Annotated in this window: 19 protein-coding genes; 14 read left to right on the top strand and 5 right to left on the bottom strand. The window is 47.2% G+C overall.

The features are described from left to right. Window position 1 precedes the first annotated feature (1 nt). The 4 genes from moaC (at window position 2) to tatC (ending at window position 2,331) form a co-directional block, all read left to right on the top strand. On the top strand, window positions 2–478 hold the full coding sequence (gene moaC / locus MKX98_RS28065) for a cyclic pyranopterin monophosphate synthase MoaC (RefSeq protein WP_071222520.1): 477 nt from the start codon (window positions 2–4) through the stop codon (window positions 476–478). A gap of 49 nt (window positions 479–527) precedes the next feature. Further along, entirely contained in the window at window positions 528–1,019 is a 492-nt protein-coding gene (locus tag MKX98_RS28060) for a MogA/MoaB family molybdenum cofactor biosynthesis protein (RefSeq protein ID WP_071222524.1), read from the top strand. A gap of 217 nt (window positions 1,020–1,236) precedes the next feature. Beyond that, window positions 1,237–1,473: a twin-arginine translocase TatA/TatE family subunit gene (locus tag MKX98_RS28055; RefSeq protein ID WP_071222526.1), complete on the top strand. Its 237-nt coding sequence runs from the start codon at window positions 1,237–1,239 to the stop codon at window positions 1,471–1,473. A gap of 78 nt (window positions 1,474–1,551) precedes the next feature. Next, on the top strand, window positions 1,552–2,331 hold the full coding sequence (gene tatC / locus MKX98_RS28050; protein WP_194544449.1) for a twin-arginine translocase subunit TatC: 780 nt from the start codon (window positions 1,552–1,554) through the stop codon (window positions 2,329–2,331). Window positions 2,332–2,472: 141 nt separating this feature from the next. Here tatC and MKX98_RS28045 read toward each other — a convergent pair whose 3' ends face one another. Both MKX98_RS28045 and MKX98_RS28040 read right to left on the bottom strand, forming a co-directional pair. Beyond that, the gene (locus tag MKX98_RS28045) at window positions 2,473–3,312 is read right to left on the bottom strand and encodes a WYL domain-containing protein (protein WP_339219695.1); all 840 of its coding nucleotides are present in this window, start codon (window positions 3,310–3,312) and stop codon (window positions 2,473–2,475) included. After that, a complete protein-coding gene (locus MKX98_RS28040; protein WP_339219693.1) occupies window positions 3,281–4,612 on the bottom strand; it encodes a WYL domain-containing protein in 1,332 nt (443 codons plus the stop codon). The genes MKX98_RS28045 and MKX98_RS28040 overlap by 32 nt, the downstream gene beginning before the upstream one ends. Before the next feature lie 203 nt (window positions 4,613–4,815). Between MKX98_RS28040 and MKX98_RS28035 the strand changes: the two genes are divergently transcribed. The 5 genes from MKX98_RS28035 to groL all read left to right on the top strand — a co-directional run bounded on the left by MKX98_RS28035 (window position 4,816) and on the right by groL (window position 11,884). After that, window positions 4,816–5,634 carry a nucleotidyltransferase domain-containing protein gene (locus MKX98_RS28035; protein ID WP_339219691.1) on the top strand — a complete coding sequence of 273 codons (819 nt, stop codon included), beginning with the start codon at window positions 4,816–4,818 and terminating at the stop codon, window positions 5,632–5,634. An 18-nt stretch (window positions 5,635–5,652) separates the two neighbouring features. Then, on the top strand, window positions 5,653–6,918 hold the full coding sequence (locus MKX98_RS28030; RefSeq protein WP_339219689.1) for a methyltransferase domain-containing protein: 1,266 nt from the start codon (window positions 5,653–5,655) through the stop codon (window positions 6,916–6,918). Window positions 6,919–6,922: 4 nt separating this feature from the next. Next, window positions 6,923–9,538, top strand: coding sequence for a metallophosphoesterase (locus MKX98_RS28025; protein WP_339219687.1), 2,616 nt, complete (start codon window positions 6,923–6,925; stop codon window positions 9,536–9,538). Between the two features lie 373 nt (window positions 9,539–9,911). Continuing rightward, entirely contained in the window at window positions 9,912–10,193 is a 282-nt protein-coding gene (gene groES, locus MKX98_RS28020; RefSeq protein ID WP_006212454.1) for a co-chaperone GroES, read from the top strand. 62 nt (window positions 10,194–10,255) lie between these two features. Next, window positions 10,256–11,884 carry a chaperonin GroEL gene (gene groL, locus MKX98_RS28015; RefSeq protein ID WP_071222540.1) on the top strand — a complete coding sequence of 543 codons (1,629 nt, stop codon included), beginning with the start codon at window positions 10,256–10,258 and terminating at the stop codon, window positions 11,882–11,884. Between the two features lie 129 nt (window positions 11,885–12,013). Here the strand turns inward: groL and MKX98_RS28010 are convergent, their stop codons facing one another. Next, entirely contained in the window at window positions 12,014–13,141 is a 1,128-nt protein-coding gene (locus MKX98_RS28010) for an NADH-dependent flavin oxidoreductase (RefSeq protein ID WP_194544442.1), read from the bottom strand. Window positions 13,142–13,389: 248 nt separating this feature from the next. Here MKX98_RS28010 and MKX98_RS28005 point away from each other — a divergent pair, with 248 nt between their 5' ends. Next, window positions 13,390–13,932, top strand: a complete 543-nt coding sequence (locus MKX98_RS28005; RefSeq protein ID WP_339219684.1) for a MerR family transcriptional regulator — start codon at window positions 13,390–13,392, stop codon at window positions 13,930–13,932. Between the two features lie 441 nt (window positions 13,933–14,373). Here the strand turns inward: MKX98_RS28005 and MKX98_RS28000 are convergent, their stop codons facing one another. Beyond that, the gene (locus tag MKX98_RS28000) at window positions 14,374–15,099 is read right to left on the bottom strand and encodes a stalk domain-containing protein (protein WP_339219682.1); all 726 of its coding nucleotides are present in this window, start codon (window positions 15,097–15,099) and stop codon (window positions 14,374–14,376) included. A 226-nt stretch (window positions 15,100–15,325) separates the two neighbouring features. Here MKX98_RS28000 and MKX98_RS27995 point away from each other — a divergent pair, with 226 nt between their 5' ends. Beyond that, a complete protein-coding gene (locus tag MKX98_RS27995; protein ID WP_339219680.1) occupies window positions 15,326–15,457 on the top strand; it encodes a hypothetical protein in 132 nt (43 codons plus the stop codon). Between the two features lie 10 nt (window positions 15,458–15,467). Here MKX98_RS27995 and MKX98_RS27990 read toward each other — a convergent pair whose 3' ends face one another. Next, the gene (locus MKX98_RS27990) at window positions 15,468–15,917 is read right to left on the bottom strand and encodes a DUF6199 family natural product biosynthesis protein (RefSeq protein WP_339219678.1); all 450 of its coding nucleotides are present in this window, start codon (window positions 15,915–15,917) and stop codon (window positions 15,468–15,470) included. 243 nt (window positions 15,918–16,160) lie between these two features. Between MKX98_RS27990 and MKX98_RS27985 the strand changes: the two genes are divergently transcribed. From MKX98_RS27985 to MKX98_RS27975, 3 genes are all read left to right on the top strand, one after another. Further along, a complete protein-coding gene (locus MKX98_RS27985; RefSeq protein WP_339219676.1) occupies window positions 16,161–16,301 on the top strand; it encodes a hypothetical protein in 141 nt (46 codons plus the stop codon). A gap of 295 nt (window positions 16,302–16,596) precedes the next feature. Continuing rightward, window positions 16,597–16,818, top strand: coding sequence for a hypothetical protein (locus tag MKX98_RS27980; RefSeq protein WP_339219675.1), 222 nt, complete (start codon window positions 16,597–16,599; stop codon window positions 16,816–16,818). After that, window positions 16,811–17,053: a hypothetical protein gene (locus MKX98_RS27975; protein WP_339219673.1), complete on the top strand. Its 243-nt coding sequence runs from the start codon at window positions 16,811–16,813 to the stop codon at window positions 17,051–17,053. Before MKX98_RS27980 ends, MKX98_RS27975 begins: the two co-directional genes overlap by 8 nt. Window positions 17,054–17,163: the final 110 nt, after the last annotated feature.

Below are 17,163 nucleotides of genomic sequence, written 5' to 3'. Positions count from 1 at the left end.
GATGGAATTGAGTCATTTTAACGGCCAAGGCAGAGCACGCATGGTGGATGTCAGTGATAAGGATGTAACAGCCCGGACAGCGGTAGCGAAGACTACGGTTCGTATGCACCCGGATACGCTGATTCGCATCCAGGAGGGGAAAATTGGCAAGGGAGATGTACTTGCCGTAGCGCAGGTTGCGGCTATCATGGCTGCCAAAAACACGTCAAACTGGATTCCCATGTGTCATCCGCTGCCGTTGACCGGCGTGAATGTGGAGTTCAGCGATAATGCTAGAGATGAGTTATATATAGAAACGACTGTGAAGACCACAGGCAAAACCGGTGTTGAAATGGAAGCTTTGACAGCAGCTTCCGCCGCTGCGCTGACGGTCTATGACATGTGCAAAGCCTTGCAAAAAGACATGGTCATCGGCCCGACCTACCTGGTAAGCAAAACCGGAGGAAAGAGCGGGGATTACATACAAGAAACAACATAGGATTGCATAGAGATAGGAGATTCGGACGAGTGGGAAGGAGAGAGGGCAGATGGTGTGGAAAACGGCGATCCTGACGGCGAGCGACAAAGGTTCGCGGGGGGAACGCGAGGATACGAGCGCTCAAGTGATCCGGGAATTGGTGGAAGAAGAGCTGAGCGGAGAAATTATTGAATACCGGATCGTACCGGACGAGCCGGATGAAATTATTGCGGCATTGATCGAACTTACGGATTATTATCAAGTGGATCTTGTCCTCACGACTGGCGGAACGGAGCTGGCGGTCCGGGATGTTACGCCGGAGGCGACCAAGCGGGTCATCGAACGCGAAGTGCCGGGCATTGCGGAAGCGATGCGCGCTACCGTCATGCAGAAGAATCGGAGCGCGATGCTGTTTCGGGGCGTATGCGGCGTCCGCGGCCGTACCTTGATTGTTAATCTTCCGGGTTCGCCCAAAGGCGTGCACGAGAATCTGGCGGCGGTTATGGATCAGCTTCCGGAAGCACTGCTGATGGTAACGGGCCAATATCGGGAGCAGCTCTAGAGAGTATTTACTAGATAATTATGTAAATAAACTGTCACGTTTCTAGACTGTATATGTGATTTACATTATGGTATGATGGCGGTATATGAGCTTGTTTCAACTGTAGTAGTCGGATTATGGTCATTAGTTAACACCTGTTGTAGTGCAAGGCATGACGGATTTAGATCATCCTGAAGTCCTTTTAAAGGCATTGAGCAGGACGAGGAGGAGAATAGATATGAGTGGAATTGGAGTGCCGGGTATTATTTTGCTCGTTATTTTGGCGCTGCTCTTGTTCGGACCGAACAAGCTTCCTGAACTTGGACGTGCGGTCGGAAGAACATTCCGTGAGTTTAAGGACGGTGCGCGGGAGATTATTGCTGACGATGCACCGGCGAAGAAGAAAGAAGAGGCTCCCCAACAAGCCGTTGTCGCTGAGCCAACCAAGGTTGAAGACAAGCGTCTTCCGGAATAGAAATAAAGCAAGGCTTGAAGTCCCTTCCTTCGGGAGGGATTTTGTTTTGTCAGGGTCACATACAGGGTGGTGGTTAACTTGTCGGAGCAAGTGAAAGATATGGCGCTTGTTGAGCATTTGGGCGAGCTTCGCAAACGAATTATTATTGTGCTCGTGGTATTCGTAGCGGGTTTGATCGGCGGGCTTTTTGTTGCGGACCCGATCTATCATTATTTGACGGCGGCTGAAGAAGCCAAGAACTTTGAGCTGCACGCCTTCTCCTTCTGGGATGGTATCGGGATCTATATGAAAATCGCTGCCATTTTCTCGCTTGTCATTTCCGTTCCGCTGATCTTCTATCAGCTGTGGGCGTTCGTCAAGCCGGGACTTCGCAAAGAAGAGCAGAAAGCGGCCATTCGTTACGTGCCTTATGCGTTTCTTCTGTTCATTGTAGGGATCACGTTCGGATATTACGTCGTGTTTCCGATGACGCTGTCATTCACGACAACGATTACCCAGAGCATGGGGCTTCAGGAAACCTACGGCATTACTAATTACTTGAATTTTATGTTCAATCTCGTATTGCCGCTGGCCTTGCTGTTTGAGCTGCCGCTTGTGGTGATGTTCTTAACGAAAATTCGCATTCTGAATCCGCTGCGGCTTCGAAAAATGCGCAAACTCGCGTACTTCGCGCTCGTATTCATCGCGGTTGTCATTACGCCGCCGGACTTCATATCGGATTTCCTGGTCACGATTCCGCTGCTGCTGCTGTACGAATTCAGCGTGTTTCTGTCTTCCGTGATCTACCGCAAGCAGCTAGAGGCGGACATGGAACGGGACAGCCGGTACATACGGGTAGACGAAGAGGATGGAATGTGACGTTTTTTGGAAAAATAGGATTACTTAGAATAAGAACAACCCGCTTAACCAATCCCCACGGGAGTATGGTTTGCGGGTTGTTTTTTGTTGGAGGATCGAATGGTTAGAAGTCAAATTTCATAAGTGCATTCGCTCCAGGTCTCATAGGGATCTATTCATATCGTCCTGACTTTCATCTTGCGCATATCTAGCCAGCGCCATCGCTGCGGTTTCCTGCATTCGGGCCTGCAGCGTGTTTCCTTCCACGACCTTCACCCGCAGTCCGAGAAAGCGAATACGGGAGAGCAGAAAGTCGCACTCATCCTTCAAATAGGAGACTTTAATGCGGTAGGTATTGGAATCTTCATCATAATGGACGATCTTGTCAAAACAGGAGAAAGCGTACAGAATCCGTGACAATTCCCCGTTGTATCGGCGATGGATTTCAATGAGGGCTTGCTTCTCGCGATTTTCCATCAGATTCTGCAGCCGTTCCTTGATGCGATCGATTCGAAAAGACGGAAGTGATGTCCCTTGGATATATAGAATATGATCGAGCTTCGTGTACATGAGTCCTCTTCGGCTTTTGCTGTACCAGATCAGCATCCATTCCCGTTTGATCATGGAATACTCCAATTTGAAAGGGAAACCGGACTGATTGCTGCGGGTCTCTCCAAGCTTCGTTCGATAGCTTAAGCGAAAGCCCTGATCCTGCATGATCATTCTTCGCAAGGTGCGAAGATGCGGGTGATATACGCTTCGTTCCTGTCCCTTGGCCTTCTCCAGGATAATCTCCTTCATCTCGGCACCGCTATGCTCCATGTGAAGGATTTGTTCGAGACGCTTTAAGGTTTCAGGCGTAAAGGCGTTAGCTGCCTCAGGGTGCACCAGCATCATTTTGAGCCATCCCCGTTCTTGAGCGGTTATGGCAATCGAGTCGGTTTCCTCAAGCCGCGTCATAATCTGATAATTAAAAATTTTCTCGAACGGATTCTGGCTCATAATAAGCGGCAATCTCCTTCCATTCCTTGATGAACTCCAGGCGAAGGGAGCGGGGCTTGAGCACCTCGCAGCTGGAGCCGAAGCTCCGGAGCCAGGGCTTGATTTCGCTGGTGCCGTTCACTTCGATTTCATATAGAAATGAATCGTCGGATTCTATCGTAACGGTCCCCCATTGCCCTTGCGCCTTAACCCGGTTCAGCACGAAATTCACTTTGCTGTCCGCCGGGTTAAAAAATCTGGCCACGACCTTGGTGGGATTACGGGTATCGGTAACCCAACTATTCTCGAATTCGGCCAGCACTTCCTCCAGGCGCTGCTGGAAGACCTCTTCCTTAACCACATCGCCTTCTTCGATCTGAGTCAATCCCTCCATACGAAACTTCATGAGACCTTGTCTGCCGTTATAACCGATCAGATACCAACGGCCGTATTGATGGTCATATATCACGCGCAGCGGCAGCACCGTTTCCCGAAGCCCTTTGGACTCCCTGTGGAACAGCGGATTCGTATTTTGGGAAGCATAGCGTGAAGTGCTTTTGGGTGATAAGTACAGGAAACGGATTCTAGCTCTTTTGGTAATGGCCTGAAAAATGGTATGCAGATGCGCTTCGTCCAATATGCGTGAAGGATAATGATATTTATAAATATAAGCAGCGGTTGAGTGCGCAGCGATGTCACGCTTCCGCAAAGCCCGCTTTAAGTTATCCCTGAGCATATAACCCTGCACGGACGGGAGCTGCGTATTCGACATGACGTCCACATAGTCGTAGAGATCAAGCAGCTCGTCATCCGACAACGAATCGATCAGATCACGGGCGCCCCTGTATCGGTAAGGCCGGTCTGTGCCTGTCTTCACGATGACTCCGACTTCCTCCAGGTATTTGAGATCTCCGCGTATCGTCTTCTCATCCGGCAGAGACTCCCCGTCAGGCAAGTGATCGCCGCATAGGTCGATTAGTTCTTTGGCGGTTAACTGCTGATGCTGCAGCTGGGTGAGGATCGTGGACAGCCTCAAGCTTTCCGATGCCTTAAGCGATTTGCCGCGGAACAACAGCAGCAGGAGCGGATCTGCGGTTTCATAGTATGAATAGCGCAGGCCTTCGGATAGGGTGAGACTTTGTTCTTCCGAGAGCTGCGGCTGAAGCGATTCAATCCTATTTTTTAAATTTCGAAGCGTTTTGTCATAGGTATGTACCGAAATACCGAGTCGATCGGCCAGTTGTTGCCGGTTGTATGCTCCTCCGGCCAGCGCCAGAATGCGAAGGAACTGGATTTCTTTATCGAAGCTTTCCCGAGCCATGGCGCCCTCCTTCAAGTCATATATTAGATCGTACGTGATGCTGTCTGTAACTATTGTAGCAAGGATAGGGAACTGCATAAAGGATGGAAATTATAACATCTTTTTGTTATCGCCATACTTTCGCCCTGTTGAAATTGGAACGTGTGGAGGACAATAAGGTTATCGGACATCAGACGGCAGCTACAGAAGGAGAGATACCAGATATGAATATATCGCAGGAAATGAATTCGACGATTCAGCAAGAACTTGAGCGAATTGAGCGGGAGGAAGGCGTCCTTATCCTGTATGCCTGCGAATCAGGCAGCAGGGCCTGGGGCTTTCCGTCGACAGACAGCGATTATGACGTAAGGTTTATCTATATCAGACCCGTGGAGTGGTATTTATCGATCTTCGACAAGCGAGATGTGATTGAGCGGCCGATCAGTGACAGGCTGGATATGAGCGGTTGGGATTTGAAAAAAGCGCTGGGGCTTTTTCGCAAGTCGAATCCGCCCCTGCTCGAATGGCTGGAGTCCCCCATCAAGTATAAGGAGACGCTTGGCATCGCCCAGCAAATCCGCAGCATATCTCCGCTTGCGTTCTCGCCAAAATCTTGCATGCACCACTACCTGAACATGGCTAAAGGCAATTACCGGATGTATTTGCAAGGGGGAGACGTTAAGATCAAAAAATATTTCTATGTCCTGCGTCCGATCCTGGCATGCGACTGGATTCAAACCTACAACGAGATGCCTCCCATGGAATTCGAGCTGCTTACGAATCGCCTATTAAATCAGGGAAGTGCGCTGAAACAGGAGATTGATCAATTGCTTCTCCGCAAACGTTCAGGTGAAGAGATGGATGTTGAACCGAGGCTTCCTAACATTAATGCATTCATTGAAGAGAAATTGAACGAATATGAGCTGCTAGCCAAGGATAAGAAGCATCAAGATACGGATCTGGATCAAAGGCTGGATGCTTTGTTTCGGGACGCGCTGGTTGAAGCATGGGGAACCGGTGGACCGCAGTCATTCACGGTTTGACGAAAGGAGAGAGTCATTTTGGCAATTATACAGCTCACATCAACGAATCCGCAGTTTTCGTTTCTCATGAAGAAGAACCCGAACTCCGGCATGCAGCTTCGGAGCGTGAGGCAAGGAACGGCATACGGATGGTATTCCGAGTCAGCTGCGTTTAACGTGTATTTCAAGGATGCGGATAACGAGATATCCTTCAAACAGCATCAAGGGGAGAGCTTCGAGTATTTGAACGTGTCCCGTTATAACACACCTTTGTTTCCGCTGGCTGCCATTAACGAGTTTTTTGCAGCTCCCTTCAAAAAGCACGATGAACGGGACACGGAGGGACACGAGCATGTTTTTTACATCAATCTCATTCATATTGAGAAGACGCGTTATATTGAATTTTTTCAAAAGCATCTCGAGGAATACTCGTTCTTGCTTCGGCACGAAGCCCATAAAAGCTATGCCCTCACCATAACCACCGGGAAGAGCCTGTACCATCTGCTGCATACGGTCAATGTGTTGTGCCTGTTCCTGGCAATGTTCGGGAGCGAATATCTCGATACCTCGGATAAAGTGCTTGAAAAGCACATTCGCAGTCTGAATGTCATCGATGCCCCCTACTACATACGAAGTCTGTTCGTGCGCAATTTTCTGAATCATCGGGATCGATTCAAGCAGTTCAAGCAGGAGCTTGAGTTTACGCCTAGATACAGCATCAATTTTGCATATGGAAACACGGCTAAGCAGCGCAGAAGTTACATCGCTCAAGTGCTGCCATTCAACAAGCCGATATTGGATATCGGCTGCGGTGAAGGCTTTTACGCCCTTTCTTTTGCCGGAAAAATAGAGGAAACCTATTATGCGGTAGATATTAATGAAACTTTGCTGGAAGTGGTAGAGCGTAAAGCGGAAGCGAAGGGGCTGGACAATCTGGTGACCTTTCCGTCGATCGCTCACTTTCTTGAAGGGTATGACGATGAGTCCGTAGACGTTATTTTGACCGAAGTGATCGAGCATATGCCGGAAGCGGAAGCGGCGGACCTCATCCGCCAAGTCGTGCAGGAGATCCGGTTCGAGAAGCTGATCATTACGACGCCCAATGCCGATTTCAACCCGTATTATGAGCTCGATGGTTTCAGGCATGATGATCATAAGTGGGAAATGGGGCAGGAGAAGTTTAGATCGTGGTGTGACGAAATCCTGCAGAATCTGGGCGTTCAATATGAGTATGTGATGATCGGTGACAGTGTGGACGGCATGCATACAACGCAGGGAATGATTGTTACGAGGAAGGGGGAGTAAGGCCATGGAATTGCATACCAAAATGCACACGATTTTTATGCTGGTCGGTCCGACAGAGTGCGGAAAAACGACGTTTGCGAAGGAAATCCTGATTCCATCCTTGCAGTGGGAATACCCTGAGCGCAACTACAGGAGCAATGTCCAGTACCTATCATCGGACGCCATTCGACAGGAGCTGCTCGGTTATGATTATGATAAATACGATCAGGTGATGCTGGAGGCGAGCTCGCATGCGTTTCAGTTATTATTTGAGCGGCTTAGATTGACGACTTCTTTTCCGATTCAGGCTGACTTTGTTGTAGTGGATACAACGGCATTGGCCGATGATTTCCGGGGCAAGGTCCTTGAAATCGCGCATGAGAACAACTACCGTGTGGAAGTCATTCTGTTTGATTACCGGAAACGGGAGGATTACTACGCCTCCGATCGCTCCAAGAAGCTGATATCCACGCATATTAGCCGCTTGAAAAAGGAGGTGCTCCCCGTCCTCGCACGGGAAGGATACGACGCCATTCATAAAGTGCGTGCGAAGGATTTTCTTAACAAGGAGAAGGAGTTGGCGAAACCTGCTTACGAAGTGATTGTGGACAATAAAGAGGAGTATCTGTCCTCGATTCTGAGTCAGGATATGGAATACATTGTGATCGGAGACGTGCACGAGCGTGTGGACGCGCTTCAGGGGCTTTTGAGGAGTTATGGTTACGGGATGACGGACGGAAAGTTATCCGTTCCGGAGAAACTGCGAAACACCCGGATCATTCTGGCCGGGGATTGGATCGACAAAGGGAAGCAAACCCGAGCCATGATCGATTTCCTCTACGACAATATGGAGCATTTCCTTTTCGTTATGGGGAATCATGAGAACTTCGTTTATAAGTACCTGAAGGGAGAGATCAAGGGGGCCGAGCCGGAGCTGCTGCGTTCCTACTTTGATTCTACGGAAACGTTAGGCCAAGATGAAGCGCTGCGGGAGCGCTTCGATGAACTTGTAGGCCGGGCTAAGCCATTTTATCGATATGTGGGACAGCAGGGACCTTCCTATTACGTAACCCATGCTCCTTGCCGGAATAAATATGTCGGTAAACTCGACTCGAATTCCCTGCGCCATCAGCGTTCCTTCCGTCTGGAACGGAGCAACCCGGAAGTCACGACTGAGCAGCAGCTTCTATTTTTAAGCGAAGAAGCGGTCAGCAATCATCCTTACCATGTGTTTGGTCATGTCGCTGCGGTGAGACCGTTTCGGATCAAGAACAAAATTCACATCGATACGGGAAGTGTGCACGGGCATATGCTGACGGCCGTTCAAATCGGTCAAAAACCGGTCTATCGCAGCTTTAAGTCGCCGTTTAGGGAACAAGACCCTGTGTTCCTTCATGAACAATTGCCGGATTTGTTTGCCAGATCAGAGCGCAGCAGCATCGATCTTCGGGATTTAGACCGCGAAGCCCAGCGAAGATTGTTGTATTGCGCGGAGCATAAAATCAATTTTATTTCCGGAACGATGTCGCCGGCGGATAAGGATTTGGCTAAGGGAGAACTGGAGTCCCTCGCAAAAGGACTCGATTATTACAAGGACCAAGGGATTGAACATGTGGTGCTCCAGCCTAAATATATGGGCTCCAGATGCAGCATCTATCTGTTCCGGGACCTTAAGCGCTGCTATGCCGTCAGCCGTAACGGTTACCGAATCAGCGGGATTGATTTATCTGTGGTGTACGAACGGCTGCTGGAGAGATTCTCGCCTCATATGCAGGCCCAAGGGATCGAAATGATGCTGTTGGATGGGGAGCTGCTGCCATGGAGGGCACTCGGGAAAGGCCTGATCGACAGGCAATTTCAACCGATTGCGGCTGCGCTTGAGTCGGAAACAAGGTTTCTGAAAGAGACGGGTTTTGAGGAGGCTTACGCTCAGCTGCTCACTGCCTATGACGCAAGCGGCTTTGAGAATGAACAGTTTCGACTATCCAAATCCGCGCTTATAGAGAAGCATGGCTCGAGCAGCTATCAATCGTATAAATATATACGGGATGTTCGGAAAGGTTATGTGCCGCTCGAGAAGCATGAGGAAGCTTATCGCATGTACAAGAAGCAGCTCGAACTTTATGCGGGGGACGCGGAATTGGATTACAAGCCGTTCGCCATTCTGAAAGAAATTCGGGATACCGGAGAAGAAGTCATGCCTGATATGAATACCTCGGCCATGTTCCGTTTCCTGAATGACGACAAGATTCTGGTTCTGGATTTGCGTGAGCGGGAGAGCTATGAACAGGCGGAGGCTTTCTTCTCCACGCTGACGACCCGGAACCGAATGGAAGGCGTTGTGATCAAACCGGAAAAGGAGCGGGAGAACGCTGCCCCTTACCTAAAGGTGCGAAATCCCGAATATCTCTCGATCATTTACGGTTACGATTACCGGTTTCCGCATAAATACGCGAAGCTGTTGAAACAAAAAAACACGCACAAGAAGCTCCGCACTTCGATCGCCGAGCATCAGCTTGGAAAGCGCATGCTTGGGGTAAAGTATGACGAGATTTCCCCGAGCCACGGGGATTACCAAGCGATTGCGATGCAGCTGCTGTTCGAGATGGAGAAAGAAAAGGAAATCGACCCTAGGCTTTAAGCGATGGGGGACGGACATTTCGCTGAACGTTAAACAGTCTGAAAGATGGCACCCTTCCTAAGGGAGGGCCCTGATTTCGGGCTGTTTTATTTTCCGAGAATGATGACTGGATCTATAGTTCCAGCCGCACAGTGTCCCTTAAGACTCAGGCATATTTTGGCTGGTCATGGATACAATGGAGAAGGGGGTTTAGGGACAACCCCTCCCTAAGGCCGGATTGCAAAAAAATGATCAAAAAATCATGCAAAGGACTTGAAATTTTAAGACAACTTGAGTATCATAAAATTGGTTGTTAGCACTGAGGGTTGTCGAGTGCTAATACATAAAGCTTTGAAAAAAGCATCACAACATATTTAAAGGAGGCTATTTTTTCATGATCAGACCTTTAGGTGAACGCGTATTGGTAGAACCGATCGAACAAGAAGAAACTACGGCATTCGGGATTGTACTTCCTGACTCTGCTAAAGAAAAGCCGCAAGAAGGTAAAGTTATTGCTGTAGGCAGTGGCTCCCTGAAAGACGGCGCACGTGTACCTTTGGAAGTTAAAGAAGGCGACCGCGTCATTTTCTCCAAATACGCTGGAACAGAAATCAAATACGAAGGTAAAGAATATTTGATTATGAAAGAAAGCGACATCCACGCGATCTTAGGCTAATGAACGCCTGAATATATCTTTGTTTCACTATTTCATAATCCACTAGGGAGGTATGTAATACCATGGCAAAAGACATTAAGTTCAGTGAAGACGCCCGTCGCTCGATGCTTCGCGGTGTAGACGCTTTGGCAAATGCAGTTAAAGTAACACTCGGACCGAAAGGCCGTAACGTGGTTCTTGAGAAGAAATTCGGAAGCCCGCTCATCACGAATGACGGTGTAACCATCGCTAAAGAAATCGAGCTGGAAGATGCATTCGAGAACATGGGTGCTCAGCTTGTTAAAGAAGTAGCTACCAAAACCAACGATGTTGCCGGTGACGGTACAACAACGGCAACGGTTCTGGCTCAAGCCATGATCCGTGAAGGTCTGAAGAACGTAACAGCTGGCGCAAACCCAATGATCATCCGCAAGGGTATCGACAAAGCGGTTAAAGCAGCTGTGGCTGAGCTTCAAAACATCGCAAAAGAAGTTAAAAACCACCAGGAAATCGCTCAAGTCGCTTCCGTATCCGCAGCTGACGATGAAGTAGGTCAACTGATTGCAGAAGCAATGGATAAAGTGGGCAAAGACGGCGTTATCACCGTTGAAGAATCCCGCGGCTTCTTGACGGAGCTGGAAGTAGTAGAAGGTATGCAATTCGACCGCGGCTACATCTCTCCATACATGATCACCGATACGGATAAAATGGAAGCTGTTCTTGAGAATCCATACATCCTGATCACCGATAAAAAAGTAACCAACACGCAAGAGATCCTGCCGATCCTTGAAAAAATCGTACAGCAAGGCAAACCGCTCGTTCTGATCGCGGAAGACATCGAAGGCGAAGCGCAAGCGATGCTGATCGTGAACAAACTGCGTGGTACGTTTAACGCTGTTGCTGTTAAAGCTCCTGGCTTCGGTGACCGTCGTAAAGCGATGCTGCAAGATATCGCTGCATTGACTGGCGGCCAAGTGATTACGGAAGAGCTCGGTCTCGACCTGAAAACAGCTTCCATCGATCAATTGGGTACTGCTCGTCAAGTGCGCGTAACCAAAGAGAACACCATCATCGTGGATGGCGCTGGCAACAAAGAAGACATCGAAGCTCGCGTGAAGCAAATCCGCAACCAATTGGAAGAAACCACTTCCGATTTCGACAAAGAAAAACTGCAAGAGCGTCTGGCTAAATTGGCTGGCGGCGTAGCGGTTATCAAAGTCGGCGCGGCTACTGAAACGGAATTGAAAGAACGCAAACTGCGCATTGAAGATGCCCTGAACGCAACTCGCGCTGCGGTTGAAGAAGGTATGGTATCCGGTGGTGGTACGGCGCTCGTTAACGTATACAACGCTGTTTCTGCTGTTCAAGTAGAAGGCGACGAGAAAACAGGCGTGAATATCGTTCTGCGCGCTCTGGAAGAGCCAATCCGCACGATTGCAGCAAACGCTGGCAAAGAAGGTTCCGTTATCGTAGAGCGTCTGAAAAAAGAAGAGATCGGTATCGGCTACAACGCTGCTACGGATGAGTGGGTGAACATGTTCGAAGCAGGTATCGTTGACCCTGCGAAAGTAACGCGTTCCGCTCTTCAAAACGCAGCTTCCGTTGCGGCTATGTTCCTGACAACCGAAGCGGTTATCGCTGACAAGCCAGAACCAGAAAAACCAGCAATGCCTGACATGGGCGGCATGGGCGGTATGGGTGGAATGATGTAACATTAGGCCCCAAAAGCCTGTCATATCAATGAAAAAGAGACCCCTCGGGGTCTCTTTTCTTGTATAAGGTCACAAATGTATATATGTCTTTAAGAGCAGTAGCATTTACTGTGATGTAGCTACAGTCTGTTAAATTTTAGTTGAGATAGGGAACCATCCTGGAGTATTGATGATTTTCAGCCATAACGAATCAGCAATCCCTAATTTTGCTTGATCATTTAAAGTTAACTCTGTACGAATTTCGTTTTCCTTACCCAGAGTTACTTTTTCAACCCAATCTGGATCGATAATCAGTTCTCGTCCAAGCGCAATAAATGGAACTCCCGATTGTAACGCTCTAAGCGCTTCGTCGGGCGTACGGATCGATCCTACGCCGATAATGGGAACTCTTTGTTTCACGAGCTCGTTAATAATCTCCATTCTGGAGCGATTGTCCTCTACGCCACGTCTAGGTTTAGACCAAAAATCCATTAAAGAGACATGCAAATAATCCAAATCTTTATTTGCGAGGGCGTCCACCAATATAAGTGTGTCGGCCATGGTAATACCGGGCGTCAACTCTTCTTCTGGCGATAACCGATACCCCACAAGAAACGGCTGTTTCGCATACTCATCCACCACTTTTCTTACTGTATCTACAATAGTGAGTGGAAATGCCATACGTTTGTCTATATTTCCTCCCCATCGATCATCGCGTCGGTTTGTGTATGGGGAGAAGAATTGTTGAATAAGAAATCGGTTTGCCCCATGAATTTCCACACCGTCGAAACCAGCCTCGATTGCCCTACGAGTGCTATCGCCAAATGCTCGAATAATGTCCACAATTTCTTTCTCTTGGAGTTCTTGAGGGATCACGCTCGATCCTTCTTTAGCAACCGCACTCGCACTGACAATCTCACGGTTCGGTACCAATTCTGGCGAACTCTCACGACCACCATGAAAGATTTGCAGAATGGCTTTTGCCCCGCGTTTCTTAATGGCTGTCGCCAGGCGTTGTAAACTTGGGATTAGATCATCGCGATCAGCCGCTAATTCGCCGCCAAATACCTTGGCGTTGGGTGAGATTATGGCGCTCCCAGTGACAACGATTCCAACTCCGTTTGAACGACTTTCGTAATATGCGATTAACTCATCAGATACTGTACCGTCTTGCTTAGAATAAGATATTGTCATCGGTGCATGAACGATACGGTTTTTTACTTGGATACCATTCTTAAAACGATACGGCTCCATTAAAGGCTGATATTTACGGTCCATAGATGTCCACTCCTATTTTTTAATCATTGCAGTTCCAATCTGATGCGGGCACTAGGCGCAGTTAACCGCGTGAAATGTCGCGTCGATTCGAGTCCAATATACATTTCCTCCTTTATATGGTCGGGACACTTCTCCCTGTTAGAGCTCATCATAAAAGTTGGAGTCGAATCCAAGTCAAGATGCGAAAACAAAAGAGGTGCCAAGGGAAAGAGATAGGAGAATAAGTTTGACTTGGAGTCGGATCCAAGATGTATAATGGGCAAAATGCAATTTTGGGAGGGGACGCAGTGGAAGAACTAACATATACGATCAAGCAAATCGCCGAGCAAACCGGAATTTCCGAGGATACCATTCGATATTACGAAAAGATTAAGCTACTACCTCGGGCGGATCGAAAGGAAAACGGGCATCGCGTCTATAGAAAAGAAGACATCTATATGATCAAGCTGATATCTTGCCTTAAAAAAACGGGCATGCCGCTCGAGGCGATGCGACCGTTTTTGGCGGCCTCAGCCAACACAGATTCCGTGGAATATACGGAGTTGGTGGATCAATTAAGAAGCCACCGTGAAAATATCGTGAATCAAATCTCCTCACTTCAGCAGATCGTTGATTTTATTGATATCAAGCTGAATGAAGGGAGACCTCGCCAGGAAAGCGCAGAACAAAGTCAAGGTGAGGCTTTAGAAGCAGAAAAGGAGAAAGCAAAAACAAAGCCTATTTCCGTCGTGGAAATGAGTTATTTTTCAGCCTCTGCTAAAACGGACAGGTTACGAAATTCGATTAAATAAGTATGAGCTTGATCTGCTTAGCTGCGCCTTCTGTTCAGGGAAAATAAAGCATTAGACTGAAATTATAAAATTATAGTCTAGACTAAGTAAACTTCTCACGGCAATATCCAACGGAATCAATAGACCGGAACCGTGATAAACTGGACTTAAAGAAAATTGAAGAGGCGGATTTTTTCGGGAAGTGCCACTAGGTAGAGGTACAGTGATTTTATTTTACAGCCCTGCAGGAAATTGGTTATACGGGATATTTAACGATGAACGTGAAGTGGATCAAAATCCGGAGCATGGTATTTCCAGAGCTGTTCAGTTTATTGGCAAGTTTAATAAATGAAAAAGAGACCTCAAGGGGTCTCTTCTCTATTAGAAATCTCAAAAAGGTCACGTTTCTTGCGGGAGTGGTCCCAAATATCGGTATCCGGTCGCTGCCGCCGTTGGCATCGATTATTTAAGATTCATCGTACCAAAAATCGAATTTTTACTTGGATCTCTAAAGGTAATAGAACTGATATCCATACTTTCTGGAAGGTTGAGCGTAATTTGAATCGTTTTTGTCTCACCCTTTAGTAGATTGGTATGGTCATATGAAGTAGCTGAACTTATCTTCTTATCACCAATAGTAGCGCTATCAAAAAAATCTAATGCACTCCAAGCAAATTGATTTTTAGGCTCTTCGTTTAGCGTTGCTTCAAATTGAATAACAGCGAACTTGATTCCTTTATCAGCAATCATCCCAGATGTTGCTCCAGGTCCAGATGGGACGAAGTTTGTATAACTTACACTGTTAACTTTAAGTGTCATATCACCTCGAGTAGCGGTTTCATTAAGCCTGAGATTTAATGGAGGCTCCGGTGCATTTGTTTGATTTGAATTTACTTGGGTATTTGTTGGTGTTTGTGACCCAGTCTTCAATTCTATTCTCTTAGCCTTGTTATCGAAAGAAGATAACTCAGCGTTTAGCATTTCAGCAACCTCACGAACCGGTAGGTAGGTTGTACCTTTGTATATGATCGGATCTGATTTGAGATTTTGTTTTTGTCCATCTACGATAATCGTGAATTTTGATAAAACGGCTTGAATTGTACCAGGTGCTGCAGCTGCAATGGTTGCAGATCCAATCATCATGCCAAGTCCTAGAGTGGTAATGGTTTTAACAAAAGATTTCTTCAAGTGATACAACTCCTTTTTTCGTCAAGTATAACACTTATTACGGCAAAATTTGGACATAATTTTATATCGGTTACACTAACAATTTGCCCAATCAAAGCAACCAAACACAAGTGTATGTCATAGTTTTGTCCTACTATTCTCTTCTCTTGATCTATTGATTATTTTGGTATAATATCCGATATTTTAATAGTCTAGGGAAATAACTGAAGGGGAGGAAGAAAGGGGAATGAGGAAGAGAAAAATTGTTTTATCGATGACCGCGTTATTGATGTTGGGAGGTACTGCCGTTTATGCAGCCGCCCCACAGATTGTGCCGCAAAAAGATCACAATGTCAGCGATAAGATAATCTTCTCGTGAGCATGAAACATCAAAGCAATAATGTTATCATTCCAAGCACAAAAAATATGGATCCCAGGCAAATGGAGATTAGTCCTCCGAATTTCACCAAATCAATATAAGTATCGCTTGGTTCAGAATCTCCCTTGACTTTCCATCCCTCATTCATCCTCCATCCGAATGTCGGATACTTTCTGGACAGGATGCCAATTCCTATGAGGATAATAGCAAAAAGAAAAAGTGTGCCCCATGACATGGCGTTACCTCCTTGTTGAACCAGAGTCGATAGCCCCATTAAGATTAGTACACCACCCCCAAATCCACCTACTGCTGCACTAACCTGAGTTTTTAATAAATCATGATCGTCCTGTTCGTAGTCCTCCGGTAATCTTTTTCCCCAACGTACCCAATCGGAATCCGGATTTTTGAAGTTATATCGGCAAAGTAGAATGATTATGACGCCAAAAAACATCCAAAACATGTAAATCAACCCCTTGATGATACTTACGCAGTAACAAAATGGAAGTTTCAGCAAATAGGAGATGGTTCATAAAGTGAAACTGTCCTGATCTTTTTTGTTTATCCATAAATGAAAAAAAGCCCCATTGCGTCAGGGGATTATGAAGTTTGTTGGATTCCAATTCCAAGGGATTGAATGAATAATGAAAAGGAATTGAAGATATTTACAAACTCACAAATATCATTCGCTGAAGGGGGCAGGATTGTGTCCAAAAAATATTCTCGATTGTTGATTGCGGGTTTTGTCGGATTGCTGCTGATGTTTGAGTTAGACATTTCCAGTCACGCGGCTGCCGATTCGGCGCGGTCAGCTGTGGAGTGGGCTCATAAGCTGGGTTATCTATGAAAAGGCCTATATTTTTAAGATTGATAAAAACGGCAACACGTTGTGGTATAACAAATACAATTATACGGACAGCGTGGCGTTCAACGATTTGATTCCGGCAAATGACGGAGGGTACATTGGCCGTTGGCAGCGTAGGCCGGACGGAATATGAAACGGGGCCAAAATTGATGACCAAGGCAAAGAGGTCTGGTCGGAACAATTCAAAGAGTCGGATAGCGGCTGGACCGCCTTCGTTACGGCTTCGGGGGATGGGGGGTATGTCATTGGCAGTGGAAAAAGTGTCAACCGCAATCATGTGAACGTACTGACCAAGACGGACCTGAACGGACAAGCGCAATGGGAAAAAACATATCGAGACGGGACGAACTCCGAATACGTCAAACGTCTTGTCCGAACCAAAGACGCCTACGCCATGCTGGGAGAACATTTTTCTCGAAACAGTCTGGATTACAAACGTCAATATGATGTGCTGAGCGTCGATGAGGAACGGCGAGTTGATCAGCAGGGAATTGTTTAAAGGCCCTCCCATCTACAGCGTCGGAAGTGCAGCGGTAACTCCTGACGGCGGATTTATTTTTCCTGGAACGATTAAGCGGGGAGACGTGACTAAGTTCCAGCTGATGAAGCTATCGCCGTCAGTGAATATACCGCCTGTCGAACGTACGCTGACGGATATCCGGACGAATTCGATGGCTATATCCAACTGGATTCTTACGAGTATTCGCTTACTGAAGGCACGATGCTCGACTTGAAGGTCATATTGCGTAACTACATCGACTAAAACGAAATCGACATCACAAGGCAAACAACATTCATCAGTGATCATCCGGATATAGCCGAGGTGGATGAGCTCCTCTATTAC

This window comes from Paenibacillus sp. FSL W7-1332 (genome assembly GCF_037969785.1).
Classification (GTDB): Bacteria; Bacillota; Bacilli; order Paenibacillales; family Paenibacillaceae; genus Paenibacillus_AQ.
The sequence above is the reverse complement of the archived record's forward strand: the minus strand, read 5'-3'. Positions and strand labels throughout refer to the sequence as shown.

Coding starts and splice junctions, on each gene's coding strand:
- moaC (WP_071222520.1), top strand. CDS start 2: ATGGAATTGAGTCATTTTAACGGCCAAGGCAGAGCACGCATGGTGGAT.
- MKX98_RS28060 (WP_071222524.1), top strand. CDS start 528: ATGGTGTGGAAAACGGCGATCCTGACGGCGAGCGACAAAGGTTCGCGG.
- MKX98_RS28055 (WP_071222526.1), top strand. CDS start 1,237: ATGAGTGGAATTGGAGTGCCGGGTATTATTTTGCTCGTTATTTTGGCG.
- MKX98_RS28045 (WP_339219695.1), bottom strand. CDS start 3,312: ATGAGCCAGAATCCGTTCGAGAAAATTTTTAATTATCAGATTATGACG.
- MKX98_RS28040 (WP_339219693.1), bottom strand. CDS start 4,612: ATGGCTCGGGAAAGCTTCGATAAAGAAATCCAGTTCCTTCGCATTCTG.
- MKX98_RS28035 (WP_339219691.1), top strand. CDS start 4,816: ATGAATATATCGCAGGAAATGAATTCGACGATTCAGCAAGAACTTGAG.
- MKX98_RS28025 (WP_339219687.1), top strand. CDS start 6,923: ATGGAATTGCATACCAAAATGCACACGATTTTTATGCTGGTCGGTCCG.
- groES (WP_006212454.1), top strand. CDS start 9,912: ATGATCAGACCTTTAGGTGAACGCGTATTGGTAGAACCGATCGAACAA.
- groL (WP_071222540.1), top strand. CDS start 10,256: ATGGCAAAAGACATTAAGTTCAGTGAAGACGCCCGTCGCTCGATGCTT.
- MKX98_RS28010 (WP_194544442.1), bottom strand. CDS start 13,141: ATGGACCGTAAATATCAGCCTTTAATGGAGCCGTATCGTTTTAAGAAT.
- MKX98_RS28005 (WP_339219684.1), top strand. CDS start 13,390: ATGTATAATGGGCAAAATGCAATTTTGGGAGGGGACGCAGTGGAAGAA.
- MKX98_RS27995 (WP_339219680.1), top strand. CDS start 15,326: ATGAGGAAGAGAAAAATTGTTTTATCGATGACCGCGTTATTGATGTTG.
- MKX98_RS27990 (WP_339219678.1), bottom strand. CDS start 15,917: ATGTTTTGGATGTTTTTTGGCGTCATAATCATTCTACTTTGCCGATAT.